Annotated in this window: 10 protein-coding genes and 1 pseudogene; 6 read left to right on the plus strand and 5 right to left on the minus strand. The window is 43.6% G+C overall.

What is annotated here, in order from left to right:
* Positions 1-354 precede the first annotated feature (354 nt).
* Together AC2SLO_RS07875 and AC2SLO_RS07880 are read right to left on the minus strand one after the other, a co-directional pair.
* Positions 355-561 carry a hypothetical protein gene (locus AC2SLO_RS07875; RefSeq protein ID WP_486543000.1) on the minus strand — a complete coding sequence of 69 codons (207 nt, stop codon included), beginning with the start codon at positions 559-561 and terminating at the stop codon, positions 355-357.
* A 24-nt stretch (positions 562-585) separates the two neighbouring features.
* Positions 586-5,460 carry an NAD-glutamate dehydrogenase gene (locus AC2SLO_RS07880; protein WP_486543002.1) on the minus strand — a complete coding sequence of 1,625 codons (4,875 nt, stop codon included), beginning with the start codon at positions 5,458-5,460 and terminating at the stop codon, positions 586-588.
* 423 nt (positions 5,461-5,883) lie between these two features.
* On the opposite strand from AC2SLO_RS07880, the gene AC2SLO_RS07885 reads away from it, so the two are divergent.
* The 5 genes and pseudogenes from AC2SLO_RS07885 to AC2SLO_RS07905 all read left to right on the plus strand — a co-directional run bounded on the left by AC2SLO_RS07885 (position 5,884) and on the right by AC2SLO_RS07905 (position 10,767).
* Positions 5,884-6,498: a TetR/AcrR family transcriptional regulator gene (locus tag AC2SLO_RS07885; protein WP_486543004.1), complete on the plus strand. Its 615-nt coding sequence runs from the start codon at positions 5,884-5,886 to the stop codon at positions 6,496-6,498.
* Positions 6,499-6,936: 438 nt separating this feature from the next.
* Positions 6,937-8,145, plus strand: a complete 1,209-nt coding sequence (locus tag AC2SLO_RS07890; RefSeq protein WP_486543006.1) for an iron-containing alcohol dehydrogenase — start codon at positions 6,937-6,939, stop codon at positions 8,143-8,145.
* Positions 8,146-8,309: 164 nt separating this feature from the next.
* Positions 8,310-9,357: pseudogene (gene curA / locus AC2SLO_RS07895) on the plus strand (NADPH-dependent curcumin/dihydrocurcumin reductase).
* 76 nt (positions 9,358-9,433) lie between these two features.
* Complete coding sequence (locus AC2SLO_RS07900; protein ID WP_486543008.1) at positions 9,434-10,111, plus strand: type 1 glutamine amidotransferase domain-containing protein; 678 nt, start codon at positions 9,434-9,436, stop codon at positions 10,109-10,111.
* 26 nt (positions 10,112-10,137) lie between these two features.
* A complete protein-coding gene (locus tag AC2SLO_RS07905; RefSeq protein ID WP_486543010.1) occupies positions 10,138-10,767 on the plus strand; it encodes a glutathione S-transferase family protein in 630 nt (209 codons plus the stop codon).
* Positions 10,768-10,872: 105 nt separating this feature from the next.
* Here AC2SLO_RS07905 and AC2SLO_RS07910 read toward each other — a convergent pair whose 3' ends face one another.
* The 3 genes from AC2SLO_RS07910 to AC2SLO_RS07920 form a co-directional block, all read right to left on the minus strand.
* Positions 10,873-11,979 (minus strand): WG repeat-containing protein, encoded by a 1,107-nt coding sequence (locus AC2SLO_RS07910; protein WP_486543012.1) that lies wholly within the window; start codon positions 11,977-11,979, stop codon positions 10,873-10,875.
* Positions 11,980-12,578: 599 nt separating this feature from the next.
* Positions 12,579-13,916 (minus strand): D-arabinono-1,4-lactone oxidase, encoded by a 1,338-nt coding sequence (locus AC2SLO_RS07915; protein WP_486543014.1) that lies wholly within the window; start codon positions 13,914-13,916, stop codon positions 12,579-12,581.
* Complete coding sequence (locus tag AC2SLO_RS07920; protein ID WP_486543016.1) at positions 13,904-15,112, minus strand: alanine racemase; 1,209 nt, start codon at positions 15,110-15,112, stop codon at positions 13,904-13,906. Before AC2SLO_RS07920 ends, AC2SLO_RS07915 begins: the two co-directional genes overlap by 13 nt.
* Positions 15,113-15,549: 437 nt before the next feature.
* Between AC2SLO_RS07920 and AC2SLO_RS07925 the strand changes: the two genes are divergently transcribed.
* Complete coding sequence (locus AC2SLO_RS07925; protein ID WP_486543018.1) at positions 15,550-16,026, plus strand: hypothetical protein; 477 nt, start codon at positions 15,550-15,552, stop codon at positions 16,024-16,026.
* The last annotated feature ends 245 nt before the right edge of the window (positions 16,027-16,271 follow it).

Below are 16,271 nucleotides of genomic sequence, written 5' to 3' on the forward strand. Positions count from 1 at the left end.
CTTGACCAACCTGCAAGCCGAAGGCAAGCTAATTGGGATAATTTCGCACGTACAGAGCTTAAAAGAGCGAATACTGACTCAAATAAAAGTAGAAAAGATATCAGGTGGGCACAGTCAGATTAGCGGTGCAGGGTGTTCTATGATTAAGGATTAATTCTCTTTAGAGATAATCCTAAAGAAATTGGGGCAGCTGAATACTTTGATTGTTATAACAAACAAAAGCCACGCTATTAGCGTGGCTTTTGCATACATGAATTTGCATCTTAAAGGGTTATTCACCAGAGTGGTATTAAACCCTAATCTACTGACTGCTACTAACAGTGACCGTTTGGCTATTATTAGTCGATTGATTAGTCATTGCTTGGTTTGGTTTGGTTGAGTTAAACGACTTTGGTCAACCTGATCAGAGCGCTGTTCATTAGCAACAACGTAGTCCGTATCCATGCTTTCGACTTTATCACCAACATCGCTATCATTGTAAACTAGGCCAAAACCAAGAATACCCAACACACCGAAGGCAAAAATAACCGCAAATTTTTCTTTAGCTTTCAATTTTTGCATTATGAATCCTTTAACTGACGTGAATTATTCAGAAATCAGCTTGTTAATCTCGCTAATCATCACTGATAACGCTGATAAACCAACTTCTGTACCATTGAGCTTAGACATCTGATTGGCCATATCTTGAATAGATTGCTGATGCGCTTGTTGCCATTGCTCAAGTGCATCAGCTGGCTTTTCTTGCGACAACAGTTTATTCATCATCTGACGCAGGCTACGTGTCAGCTCATTTAGCAGCGCATAGCGAGCACGTCTGTCCCAGTGGTCTTGCTGCGGTAGATGCTCAACTTGCAGCATTAACCAGTCAATATGCAAGTTCTGATACACCTCAAAATACAGCTCCGCAATCTCATCCACCGGACGATCATACTGCTCAGCTAATAAAGCTGTATCGAGGGCATCGATAGCGTATGGCAGTATAGCAAAGCTTTGTGCTTGCGTCTTCTCTAGACCTAAATCGGTTAGCTCTGATACATCTTCTTTTAAATGCGCTTCAAACTGCTGCGCAATAATACCTTGCGACTGGGTTAATTCAGAGACGCCATTTTTGAAGCGATCAATAGTTGATGCCACTTGCAAGTCACTACCAAAGGCATTGACTAGCCATACGATACCTTGCTCTAACACCGCCCGGATGCGCATCTCTAACTGTAGTAAAGTGACCGCATCAACTTCATTATCCAGCGATTCAAGCGTCTTCCAACTGTCGGTTACTTGAAAAATATCGCGTACAATCGCATAAGCGCGGATTAAAGTGGCTACACCTTGATTGGTCTCTTCAAACAGACGGAAGATAGCTTCAATACCAAGGCGATTAACCACACTGTTGGTCAAATAAGTACTGATAATTTCACGGTGTAAACGGTGACGAGTCATCTCATCAAAGAAGCGACTTGCCAGCTCATCTGGGAAATACTTGCGCAGCTCATTCACAAAGTACGAATCGTCAGGTAAGTCTGACTCTAATAGCTGCTCATACACCCACATTTTGCCATAAGCCAAGATAACCGCAAGCTCAGGACGGCTCATGCCTGTACCCGCTTTCATGCGCTGCTCAATAACCTCATCGCTAGGCAGGAACTCAATCGCTCTATCAAGACGACCTTGCGCCTCTAGATAATCAATAATACGCTTATGATCGGTTAGATTATCTGCACCATCTAAATGGCTAAGCTCTAGCGCTTGTGGCTGCAAGTAGTTTTGACGTAGTACCAGTTGCGCCACTTCATCGGTCATACTCTTTAACAAGTCGTTGCGCTGTTTAGTGGTCATATCACCCTGCTCGACCACTTTGCCAAGTAAGATTTTGATATTAACTTCATGGTCCGAACAGTTTACGCCGCCTGAGTTATCGATAGCATCAGTATATAAATGACCACCCTTACCATCAGGGCCACCGTGTAAAGCATATTCAATACGGCCTTGCTGCGTGCAGCCTAAGTTACCCCCCTCACCAAATACTTTAGAGCGCACATCTTCACCGTTAACGCGCACCGCATCATTAGCACGGTCGCCCACATCGGCATGACTCTCTTCACGGCTCTTCACATAAGTACCGATACCACCATTCCAAATCAAATCAACCGGTGCAGTTAATAGACGGCTAATCAGCTCGTTCGGTGTTAGGCTGTCTTCCTCGATATCAAACGCTTCTTTCATCTCATCGGTAATGCTAATGGACTTATCCGAGCGAGAGAATACGCTGCCACCTTGGCTAATCAATGACTTGTTATAATCATCCCACGTTGAGCGCGGTAGATTAAACAGACGCTCACGTTCTTCGTATGACGCCTGAGTGTCGGGATTCGGGTCGATAAAGATATGCAGATGGTTAAAGGCGGCTTGTAGTTTGATATGCTTTGATAACAGCATGCCGTTACCGAACACGTCACCACTCATATCGCCGATACCGACCACGGTAAAGTCATCTTTATTTTGGATATCAAGGCCAAGCATTCTAAAGTGACGTTTGACCGACTCCCAAGCACCGCGGGCAGTGATACCCATCGCTTTGTGGTCATAACCGACCGAACCGCCTGAGGCAAACGCATCATCAAGCCAGAAGCCATATTCTGCCGCCACGCCGTTGGCAATGTCTGAGAAGCTAGCGGTGCCTTTATCGGCTGCCACAACTAGATATGGATCATCTTCATCGTGACGCACAGTGTTGTCTGGGTGTACGACCTCACCATCGACTAAGTTATCAGTCACATCAAGCATACCGCGTAAGAAGGTTTGATAACATTCAATACCCTCTTTTTGGAACGCTTCTCGGCCATCAGCAGGACTTTTTTGCTTAACAATAAAGCCACCTTTTGAACCTACTGGCACAATGACCGCATTTTTGACCATTTGTGCTTTCACCAGACCCAATACTTCGGTGCGGAAGTCTTCCATACGATCTGACCAACGCAGGCCGCCACGTGCCACTTTACCGCCGCGTAAATGAATGGCTTCAACACGTGGTGAGTAGACGAAAATCTCGAACATAGGTTTTGGCTTAGGAAGGTTTGGTATCTTATCGGCGGCAAACTTAAAGGACAGTCTATCTTTACGATTACCCTCATTATCACGTTGATAGAAGTTGGTACGCAACATGGCGTTAATTAAATCTAAGTACCATCGCAAAATTCTATCTTCATCTAAGCTCTCTACCTTGGCCAGCGCCGATTTTAATTGCTCTTGGCAGGCTTGCGACTTGTCTGCTCGCACGTCCTCTGAGTACTCAGGGTTCATACGTGCATCAAATAAGTCCGCAATCATCACTGCGATGTCGCCATTTTTCACCAAAGTCTGCTGAATATATTGACTTGAGAATGGTGCTTTGGCTTGTCGTATATATCGCATTAATGCACGCAGTACCACCACTTCAAAAGTCCCCAAACGAGTCGCTAACACAAGCTCATTTAGTGAGTCACTCTCTACTCGCCCTGCCCAAATTTGCGCCAAGCTATCTTCAAATTGCTCACGCACAACAGCTAAATCAATGGTTTTTGCATTGTGCAGTGTCAGCTCATACTCTTGTAGCCACATTGGCTGCTCAGGAACATCAAACTCGTAGGTTTGCGCAGAAACCACCAGCACACCGAAGTTCTCTAAAATCGGTAGGATATTAGACAAGATTGTCGGCTGATTAAGACCGTATAACTTAAGATGCAGCTGATTACTGTCATCGCCAGTTGACTGATACAGCTTCCAAATCATTGGATTGCTGTCACTTAATGAGGCCAGACGCTTGGTATCTGCCACACCAGTGCGCACATCAAAGCGCTCTTTATAAGCAGCAGGAATGGTATTCAAATAACGTTTTAGTAGGCTATTGGCTTTTTGCTCACCTAAGGCTGCTACCATCACTTGTTGATACTGATCGCTCCAATCTTCCATTAAGCCATTGAGCTCATCTTCTAACTGTTCTAAATCGACCTCATTGACTTGACCTGGCTCAGTACGCACATGCACGTGCACGCGGGCATGGTACGATTCATCAAATTCCGTAGTAAATCCAGAAGAGGTCCCATTAAAGGCATCCACCAATGCTTGCTGTACCTTCAAGCGCATGTTGGTGTTGAATTTATCACGTGGAATATAAACGAGACAGGATACAAAGCGCTGATAATGATCGACACGACTAAACAGACGTAAACGCTTTTTGTCTTTTAACTGGGCAATGCCTGAAACAATCGGATACAGCTCATCAATACTTGCCTGGAATAAGTCATCACGTGGCAAGGTATTAATGATGTGCATGTACTTGTGATAGTTATAGCCATTTTTAGGGAAATCAGCCTGCTCCATGATTTTGTTGGCTTTTTCGCGCAGTAATGGGATTTGCTGTACGCTAAGCTGATACGCTTGTGAGGTTAATAGACCAATAAAGCGGTATTCGCCAATCAGACGGCCTGATTCATCATATTTATGAATCCCTAGAAAATCCATATACACCGGACGATGAATCGGTGATTGTTGGCTAGATTTAGACAGCAGAACCACGCGCGGCATGATGATTAAGGCTTTTAAGCTATCTGGCAGCTGTGCAAAGCTTCTTGACGGGGTGTCTTTGGTCACGCCATTTAATAATCCCAAACCGCTATTAGCTACCGAAATCAAATCAATAGTCGCTGCGGCATCGGCAGATAATCCTGTTGACGCATCGATATCTTTAGGGTGTAAGTTTTCACCCCCTTCAATACGGTACTCTCTAAAGCCTAAGAAGATAAAGTTGTCATTGGCAATCCACTCTAAAAACGCTTTAATCTCTTGCGCGCTATGATAGACCTCTGGCACAGGTACCATATCAAGCTCATCAGTAATCTGCTTAAGTTTACTGCGCATGGCTTGCCAATCGCCAACCACGGTATCTAAGGTAGATATCCTATCTTTAATAGTATTACCCAGATCCTCCATGGTCTGATCATCGGTACGCTCAATCTCGCAGTGCACTAATGAAAAATAGCGAGTATCGCTATCTTGTACATCTTCAATACCGGTGATTTCGCCCGCATCATTTCGCTCGATATCAACAATGGTATTGTGAATACGGTGCACTTCTAGACCTTCCGCTTCAATACACATGGTGAGTGTATCCACTAAGAACGGCCTATTGTAAGCAACCAATTGCAGCACAGTACGGCTACTGTGGAAATGCTGCTCCTCCACGCTTGGGTTAAATAATCTTAGTGCGGGCTGATTGTCTTGATAGGATTTTAATAACACAAAATGGTGAAGCGCCATGCCGGCTAAGTCGACATCAGACTCGCGCTCGGCAGCACGTGCGGCTAGGCTTCGATAATAGACAGAAATAAAGTCTTGTAGCAGCTCTTTGTCTTTACTGACATAGCCGCAGGCAATATTGCTTATATTTTCAAGACGTTCAGCGCCTAAAGAAAGCGTGTTTTTCATTAGAGATCCCTTTGTTGATTGTTTATTGTTTGGTTTTTTGATTATTAGTTATAAAAACAAATTATTATAGAGCCATAATTACATGAGCTTTAGGTCTAGATTCTACTCCGTGTTCGGTTGATACTAAAGCGTTTAACAATGTTTCATCAATACCCCGCCCAATCATAATTATTAGTAGGGGGTTAGCAAACAAACTGTTCTTGAAATTGTCGAATTACTCAGATAGTGCCAAATTACTGCTTACCTTTGTAAATCTTTATAGCTGATTATACAACTGCTTATTATGTTAAAATGGTTAGTTAATAAACGATTCGTCTAAACTCTACTATCTTGAAAATTCTTATTTACCCCATAAATTAACAACTATCACTCTATTGCATAAACACCTTTATCAATAAAAGTGTTTAATTTAAGGACACGATTATGAGCTCCAATAACTCGGATTTTTTACACGCCCCTGTAGGAGATACAAAATCCCACTTATTGGCAACTGGCTACCAATTGCTTGCCAATAAAGGCTTTACTGCAGTCGGTATTAAGCAAATTTTAGACACCGCTGGCGTGCCTAAGGGCTCGTTCTATCATTATTTTGCCTCTAAAGAGGCGTTTGGTGAAGCCATTATCAAAGGCTACTTTGAGTATTATAAAAGCCGTCTTGAGTCTATATCTGGCGAAGATATCAGCGCTCAGCAAAAGCTATATAACTATTTTCAATACTGGTATAACACTCAGCAAAATGGCTGCGACCATGAGAAGTGCTTAGTCGTTAAGCTAAGTGGTGAAGTATCTGATATCTCAGACCCGATGCGTGAGGCATTGGCCGGCGGCTATATGCAAACTATCAACTGGATTAGCGAGCAAATCAAAGATGGCTGGGAAGATGGCTCAATACCCAAAACCGAAGATATTGCGGCAGAGAGTATTGCTAAACGTTGGTATTATGCATGGCTTGGCGCCAGTCTGATTGCCAAGACCAGTCGCTCTAATGACTCACTGACTGAAGTATGGCAGATGACTACCTCTGAGCTTGGCCATTAATCTCATATTTTGGGATTAACTTGCCAGCCGAATAACGTATTCCTTGTCTTTATCTGTTAACTTTTCTCGCTTAACCTATCAGCTTAACCCCTCACACTTAGCCTAATTGACTAAGCAGGCTAATTAGACTTAATGTCACATTATCATCTGCTCTATCAATCTATACTGACTTCTGTTCTACCTGATTGACGCTCAACAATAGAACGTTAATTATGTCGTTTTGTAAAGCCACTAGCCGACCGGTCTATTAATAATGTATTATACCGACAATATGATAAGCAGCTATGTTATAGATAGCTATCTCTTCATAGCATTGTCAGTTGATGACTAGCAAAGCCGTCTACTACATACCGCAACTGGTTTTAGTGACAGACAAAGCTATCAAGCCCCTTTAATAAAAGCTTATTTTAGAATCAACCCAAATCTTAAGGATTTTTTATGAACAATTTTCAATACTACAACCCAGTTCGCATTGTCTTCGGTGAAGGTCAAATCAAAGAATTATCAAACCTAGTGCCTAACGATGCCCGTGTTTTAATCACTTACGGCGGTGGCTCAGCCAAACGTACTGGTACTTTAGATGAAGTAAAAGACGCCCTTAATACTGGTGAGAACGCTCGTGAAGTGTTTGAGTTTGGTGGTATTGAGCCAAATCCTGAGTTCACCACACTAATGAAAGCAGCAGATATGGTTAATGAAAACAACATCGACTTTATCTTAGCAGTCGGTGGTGGTTCAGTAATTGATGGCAGTAAATTTGTGGCGTTGGTTTCTCATCTAAAAGAAGAAGATGGCACTGTCTCTCGTGATCAAGCATGGGATGCCCTAACCAGCTATACCAAAGATATTGATTCAGCGGTTGATTTGGGTGCGGTTTTGACCATTCCTGCAACCGGTTCTGAAATGAACTCAGGCGGCGTAATCAACTATAGCGAACGTCAAGCAAAACTTCCGTTTGGCAACCCACTCGCCTATCCTAAGTTCTCAATTTTAGATCCTACCAAAACCTTAACGCTTCCTGAGCGTCAAGTGATGAATGGCGTGGCTGATGCCTTTGTACATGTGATGGAACAGTATTTAACATACCCAGTGAATGCTAAAGTACAAGACGCCTTTGCAGAGAGCTTACTAAAAATTCTTATCAGTGAAGGTAGAGCCGTTAAAGCAAACCCAGATGATTTAGAAGTACGTAAAAACATCATGTGGACTGCAACTATGGCATTAAACGGCCTAATCGGTACTGGCGTGCCTCAAGATTGGACCACACACATGATTGGCCACGAGCTAACCTCATTACACAGTATTGACCATGCCCGTACGTTGACTATCGTACTTCCTTCATTAATGCGTGAATTAAAAGACAGCAAAAAAGACAAGCTACTTCAATATGCACGTCAAGTTTGGAACATCAATGCTGATGATAGTAAAGACGACGATGCTGTGATTGAAGAAGCGATTGTACGTACTGAAAGCTTCTTTAAAGAGTTAGGATTGCCTATCAATCTTGCGGATGCTGATTTAGATGATACTGCGATTGAACCTATCGTTAACCAGCTAAAAGCACATGGTATGACTAAGCTTGGTGAACATAAAGCCAATGATTTAGAAGTATCACGCCGTATCTTACAACGTGCTGCACAAGCTTAATAGAAATACGTTAGGCACTGTTACTAGACTTGTGCATAGTCCAACAAAAGCACGACAGACCTGCTAATTGGCTGACCTACAATGACCATTGAGCCAATTAGCAGGGTGCTGGTTACTCCGTACAATTCATATAAGAAATACTATAAATAATAAGGATAAAAACCATGAGTTTTGACAAAATTCAATCAAATAACACCAACCGTCAAGTTAAACTTGCCAGCCGTCCACAGGGTAAGCCAGTTGATGATAACTTTGAACTAACAACCTCAGAGATTCCTAGTGCCGGCGATAATGAGATGCTACTGCGCACCTTATATCTATCACTTGACCCTTATATGCGTGGCCATGAGCGATGCCAAAAGCTACGCTGACCCGCTAGCCGTGGGTGATGTGATGTTAGGCGCGACCGTCTCTCAAGTGGTCGAATCTAATGTAGATGGCTTTAGCAAAGGCGATATCGTCATTGCTTATTCAGGCTGGCAAGACTACTGCGTCAGCAATGGCGAGGGCGTTTATAAATTAACCAACGACATGACCAATCCATCATATGGCTTGGGCGTACTTGGTATGCCAGGATTCACAGGCTATATGGGTCTCACTGATATCGGTAAACCAAAAGCAGGCGAAACCTTAGTGGTAGCGGCAGCAACAGGCCCTGTGGGTGCAACGGTCGGTCAAGTAGGTAAACTACATGACCTAAGAGTTGTCGGTGTTGCCGGTAGTGCAGATAAATGCAAATACGCGGTTGAAGAATTAGGCTTCGATGCTTGTATTAATCACCGCGCTGACGATTTTGAAGCGCAGTTAGCCGCAGCATGTCCTGACGGCATTGACATCTATTATGAAAACGTCGGTGGCCGTGTGTTTGATGCGGTATTACCACTACTCAATGCCCATGCACGTATTCCAGTATGTGGCCTTGCCGCACACTACAATCAAACTGAGCTGCCAGATGGTAAAGACCGTTTAAGCTTACTGATGAGCACTATCTTAAGACAGCGCTTAACCGTTAAAGGCTTTATTATCTTTGAAGAATATGGTGATCACTTCCCAGAGTTTTTGCAAACCATGGGTAAATGGGTCTCTGAGGGCAAAGTAAAAACCAAAGAGCACGTCGTTGAGGGTCTAGGCAATGCGTCACAAGGCTTTGTCGATATGCTAGAGGGTAATAACTTCGGTAAGACCGTAGTTAAAGTTGCTGATCCAGAGTAACCCGAGAAGCAACATGGCGCTTAACACACATCACTGGGCATAAGCAGTTACATAAGAAGAGATGAGAAGGATAATTATGAAAATCTTAATGGTATTAACCTCACACGAACGTCTTGCCGATACTGGTAAGAAAACTGGCTTTTGGTTAGAAGAATTTGCTGCTCCATACTATGCATTTAAAGAGGCCGGTGCAGATATTACTTTGGCCTCACCTGCCGGCGGTCAACCACCCCTTGATCCAAACAGCAATATGCCAGACGCTCAGACTGAATTTACCGAGCGCCTTAAGCAAGACACTGCGGCAAAAGAGCAATTAGCGACCACTCATAAACTGGCTGATATCAATGCTGCCGATTATGATGCGGTATTCTACCCAGGCGGTCATGGCCCAATGTGGGACTTAGCAGTTGATGAAAAATCAATCTCATTAATTGAAGACTTTGTAAATACCGATAAGCCAGTAGCCTTCGTTTGCCATGCGCCTGCGGCACTTAAAAATGTAAAAGTCAGTGGTGAGTATTTAGTAAAAGATAAGAAAGTAACCGGCTTTAGTAATACCGAAGAACAGGCCGTTGGTCTGACTGACGTGGTGCCGTTTTTATTAGAAGATGCACTGCAAGACAATGGCGGTAAGTATGAGAAAGGCGCGGATTGGCAGTCATATGTGGTAGAAGATGGCCTACTAATAACTGGTCAAAACCCTGCTTCATCTGAAGACGTTGCCAAACGCTTAATCAAAAAACTACAAGCTTAATTAATACCTCTACTCGGAATTATTTTATGATTACCTTACATCATTTAAATCAATCACGCTCGCTACGTATCTTATGGCTACTTGAAGAATTGGGTCAGCCTTATGACGTGGTCAGCTACCAGCGTAATGCGGAGACTCACTTAGCGCCTGAAAGCTTAAAAGAGATTCATCCACTGGGTAAGTCGCCTGTTATTGAGCTTGATGGTCAAGTGATTGCTGAATCAGGCGCCATTACCCAAGTATTGATTGAGCGATTTGATGCTGATCGTCTGCGCCCTGCTATCGATAGCAAAGATTATGCACGCTACTTGCAATGGATGGACTTTTCAGAAAGCTCGCTGATGGTTCCTTTATTGCTTGAGCTATTTACTCAATCAGCTGGTGTGACTGATAATGACTTCTTGAACGGTTATATCGCTAAAGAGAAGCATAATTTGCTTAGCTACTTAAACGATGAGTTAGAGGGTAAAAGCTACATCGTTGGCGATAAACTAACCGGTGCTGATTTTATGCTGTCCTTTGATTTAATTATGCTTGATCAACGCGGCTTGTTGGATGAGTATCCAAATATCAAAGCCTATGCACAAAACTTGGCCAAGCTTGAGAGCCACCAACGTGCTTTAGAGCTTGAGGCGAAGTACGATACGTCAAAGTAATGGGCATTTGATATCACTTATATAGCGTTAAAAAAAGCAGACTCATTAAAATGGGTCTGCTTTTTTACGCAAGCTCGTTTTCTTTAGTATCGGCAAACAGGCGTTCTACTGGCAGCTGACATATCTACCCTCTAGGTTAATACACATCTGCGCTCCATTTGCAGCATTGCCCACCCAAGCCTTGCCACCAGTGAAGACGAACGGCTGAGCGCCTTTATACGTCGCGTCTCTACTGCGGTTAACGGCCGACTCATTATAATCAAAAGGAATGACCAGCTCGCCTGCCAAATTCACAAAGCCCCATTTATCATCCATACGCACGCCGGCAAGACCCTCAGAGAAAGGCATGACCTGATTAAAAGAGAAGGTAATCATAGGTACGCTGTTTCTATTCACAAAACCCCATTTACCATCACGCTTCTCCGGTTGCCACACTTCTACTTCTCTGCCCATCGAGCTTGGCATCGGTCGCTCAATAACCGCAGTAGATGCCGGCTCTGAGCGAACGACAGCAGCCGGCGTACGAGTCACAGGCTTCAAGTCATGGCTCACTGTCGGCGCGGGCGTAGGTGCAGGTCGACTGGCAGCAACAATGGGCCTATTCGGTCCCGCAGTTGGCTTACCCTGATTATCAAACCACTGAACGCCATTGCGAGTACTCACTCTAGCGAGGTTATTGGTATAGTCGCTGATGCTTTGGTAATTGGACGAAAACGGCACAATAACACGGTTATTGGTGTCAATGACCCCAAATTTGCCGCCCTTTTTGACCACAATACGGTTATTACTCACCGCTCGTGACCAACCCTTGGTCTGATTGTCACCTCTAATCATATCGTAAATCGCAGGAATCACTTCGCGGCCAGACATATTGACATAGCCCACACGCCCCATTCTTTGTACTGGCAACAGGCCACTATTAATTTTGCTGACATCCACAGCATTATAGCGTGATAAATCCGCCACTCTACGCCCTTGCTTATTAATCAAGGCGACTGGCTGACCAGAGTCCTTTAGTGCCAAATAATAGCTGTCACTGGCAGTACAAAACACATTGGAGTAATAGCTTTTGGGAATCTGACAGGCATAAGCAGGCGTGCTAAGCGCGCCAAGACTGGCACTGATGGCCAGTACTTTGAGAGCGACTGCATAAGCAGGGCCCTTGTTGAATTTAAAAGTCATGCGTCGGTTATTGACAGATTTTGGCATCATAATATATTGAGTGTTACGGGTGTCTTGAGAATGGATAAAGCAATCGAAACTAAATACTGTTTAGCGAACAGAAATTTTGCTAAAAAAAAGACGAAGCACATACTCAGCGTACGCCTGCTTCGCCTATCATAATAAAAATAACAGAAATAGAGTGTGTAAGCCACCCTCTTATTAATTTATTTCAATTAAGCAATACTAGGGCGTGTGGAACATTCGCAAATTAGCACTGCTGATAGCTAAAATTGTTTCAGACTTAGGCGTAAACCGTCGTTAATGTCTAGACCTTGACTAGGTTTGCAACAACGTCTGGGGCGATTTTAGCATCAGCCTCACTCGAGCACAGCTCTCGCCTTGCGAACGGGCAAAGCAGTGCTTTGCTTAATCCGTTCTCAGGGGCGGGACTCTTTTTTGCCAATAGTTTGCGAAATTGTCTAACTTAGAATGACTAAGCGTCAAAAATTTCACTGCATATTGACTAAAAAATAGTCGCCGCCAGTGCCATGGTCGAATGTTCCACACGCCCTAAAGAAGGCCCTGATAGATAAATCAGGCTTTCTAATATAAGGGCTTATTCCTTTAGCTAATTGGCTATCAGAGCGCTATCTTTTGTTAAAAAATTTCTGTTCAAACCAAGTGTTCATAAACACATTGTCAGGGTCGTACTCGCTACGAATTTGCAAGAAGCGGTTTAAATTAGGATATAAGGCGTGCAACTCATCAGTGGTTAGCTTATTGACCTTACCCCAATGCGGCCTGCCCTGCCATTTTTTCATATATTCATAGACCCAGTTAAACAGCGGCTCACTGTCGATGCCTTTATAGACGTGAAAGGACAATACCGCACAGTCCTCGCCTTGAGTCGGGCTTAGCATACCAGTCTCGCCTTTGTGGGTGCGCACCTCAATTGGGAAATGCGAGTTTTTATTATCAGCGAGCAAAATATCATTGACCTCGGTGATACAGGCATCAAAGTCTGATAGTTTAATAAAGTACTCAGACTCGTTAAACTTTACCCCACGCGGCGTCGGGAAAACCTCATAGCTATAGCCTTCACGGTACGTGTTCGGGATAGAGTTTGCAGATATTTGGCTAACCTTTTTGGTCAATTTAGGATTCATGCGTGCTATTTCTGATAACAAGTAAAAGGCACCGTTTAAAGTCACTATGCTGTCAAAGCCATCTTTAATTTTTTGACTGCGCTTCATCGGCTGCGGTGGTATCACTGATAAGGTCTTTTGCTGTAGCTTGTTGGTACCAGGGAATAAAAACCATTCCATATGTCTATGGCTTCGTGCGGCATCATGAAACCCTCCCAGCCCTTCTTTAAACTCTAACCGCTCATTTGATTCGCGTAGACCATACAAATCAACCACCTTAATGGTCAACTTGGTAAATACACCAAGCATACCCAGACTTGCATGCAGCGCATTGCCCAGCTCATCGGTTTTTGGGTCACCGCGTCTATGCGTATGCACTTCACCGCGCCCATCTACCCATTCCCACGCCACGACCTGATTGGCAATAGAACCTAGAGTAATACCGGTGCCATGCGTCGCCGTACTGGCAGCGCCAGCAATAGTCTGTGCTTGCACATCACCCATATTCTCAAGCGCAAAGCCATACTCTCCTAGTGCCTCACCGATCTCATATAAATAAGTGCCGGCATGCAAGGTCGCAAGCTTATTCTCTTTATCAACAGAGATTAGACCACGCATGTTATGCAAGCTAACTGCTATCTCTTCAGGCTTGGCGCAGCCACTAAATGAATGCGCCGCACCAGTAACTCGTACTCGCTTATTCTCTGCGCGCGCTGTTTTAATAATCTGTTGTAGCTCTTCGACCGACGATGGTGTCAGCTTTTGTTCTGGCTCGGCAGTGACGTAACTGACCCAATTCTCCCAATGATTACTGCTTTGCCACTGTTTTAATGAAAACACTTTCCCTCTCCTCGATACGTTGTCATAGTACGGGCAGATCCTTCTGCCATTACAGTTTGTGAATTGCGGTAGCAAACCAGCTCATTAAAGTGCTCACACAGCTCGCCTGCCTTCGCATGACGACACCAGACATATGAGCCGATTGCCGGCACTTGCCCATTTGGCCTCTGCTTTATATCTACAGCAAAGGGTGTCTGCACCTCGCCATACCCTTCATCCGATAAGATAGATAGTCCTTTGGGGTGCTGCACCACAGGCGCTTTGTCTATACCGGTTGCGCCTGATGCGATAAAGCCGCCACCGTGACAAGTTATGACCTTCTTCTCAGGCTGGCGGGTTACTGGCAATACAAAACCTGCTGCAGGCTTATACTCATTCATACTGTCCATATAATCAAAGTAAGCCGGCTTATAATAAGCAGAGCCCACGGTAATCTCTGTCACTTCTGGCTGACTAGACGTGAAATCCATACTGCCACTACCGCCGCCATTGACAATCTTTAAGTCATAGCCTTGCTTAGCAATCCATTTGACCAGTGACCCACGGCGCTGACTGACTTGTTTTTTAGAGCGCTGTTTGAGCATTTTGATAGCAGGGCTGAGCATGGTTTTGCCCGGTAGATGCTCTGGAAGACCAGCAATTTGAGCCTCATAGCCCATGAGTGCTGCTACTTTGATGTGACGATGATTATTGATATATTTGAGTAAATTCTTAACATCTTTTTTGTTCATGAGCGCCGAGCGCTTGGTGCCAAAATACAGCTTAGGCAGCGGCATGGACATATTAATATCCAAACATACCTCAATGGTTGTATTGTGCTCTCTGGCTACTTGGCTTAACAGGTCTACTTGCTCAGGGCGATCTACCATCCACACCATGGTCGCGCCTTGCTGCGTATATTCAAAAGTTTGAACCACGCTTTGGACATCTATCGTAGGATACGCGCAGAGAATATTGTCGAATCCATTTTGCAATAGATACAGCGATTCATCGGCAGCATAAGACATCAGCCCTATAAAATGCGGCGATTTATCACGGATATAGTTAAGAACGTCAAGAGAGCGAATTGACTTGGTAGCTAGGCGCAGATGAACGGCTTTGGTTTGTCGATTGACCTGCTTAATATTGTGGTCAAGTGCGTCCATATCGAGCCACGCACTGGGGGCATTAGGTGGGGTTATTTTCGTAAAATCCATTTTACGGTCCTTTTATGATTCTAAAACACAGACTAGTGTTTATATTGTTGCTTAAGCATGATACTAAAAAATAAATGTTTTTCCTACATAAGCTTTAGGGCTTTTTCCATTAAATACGATTGACATCATAAAATACCCTTATAAAGCGCTTTTTGTTGTCAATATTTATTAGTACAGCAATTACACAAACAAGCGCTAACTGTCGTTGTGTCACTTAAGTAAAGCCTCAATCTTATCTCTCTACCACTGAGCCTCGAATTTTTATGCACAATGTGGATAACTGTCTTCGGCTTTCAATATTCTTCTAAACATAGACTAAAGCGGTGCTGTCGCTTATCATAGGCAAACCCTGTTATTTATTCTATAAGCCGCCTGATAAACCGCTTGATAAATGATGACCCAATACCTGTTTAATAACTACATAATTGGACCATGCAATGAAAAAGGGATGTTTGTTTTTATTCAGCCTATTTACCTGCCATACTGCGATTGCTGAATCGGATGTCGATCAAACGTTAAAATCTATCGGTCTGGTTGACGAGAACTATGTATATATAGATGACGAGGCTTTGGTGACAGAGTTTTTTAGATACACCACGAATCAATATGCACAATCCTTGCCAACAAATCTGAATAGCTTTATCCAAATGTATAGCGCAATGATGACGCCTTATTTGGGTAACTTTGAGGCAATCTATACTATCCCTTTTAATGATGAAGATAAAGCAGCCATTGCACAGGAGCTGTCTTCAAAAGAGGTACTTCAAAACGCTTGTATTGATTATTATATTCCTCATGAGTTCATGCTTGCGAACAATTACACCCTTATTTATTCTTATTCAGATCAGAATTTCCGCCCTATTGCCAAAGTGACCATGACGTTAGAGTCTTGCTATGAGGCGTTGAGTCAATAATAATTCCTATATTAGGGCGTGTGGAACATTCGCAAATTAGCACTGCTGATAGCTAAAATTGTTTCAGACTAGGCGTAAACCGTAGTTAATGTCTAGACCTTGACTAGGTTTGCAACAACGTCTGGGGCGATTTTAGCATCAGCCCTGCGGGGCGGGACTCTTTTTTACCAATATATTGCGAAATTGTCTAACTTAGAATGACTAAGCGTCAAAAATTTCACTGCATATTGACTAAAAAATAGTCG

The sequence above is a fragment of the Psychrobacter sp. CX14 genome, assembly GCF_057396205.2.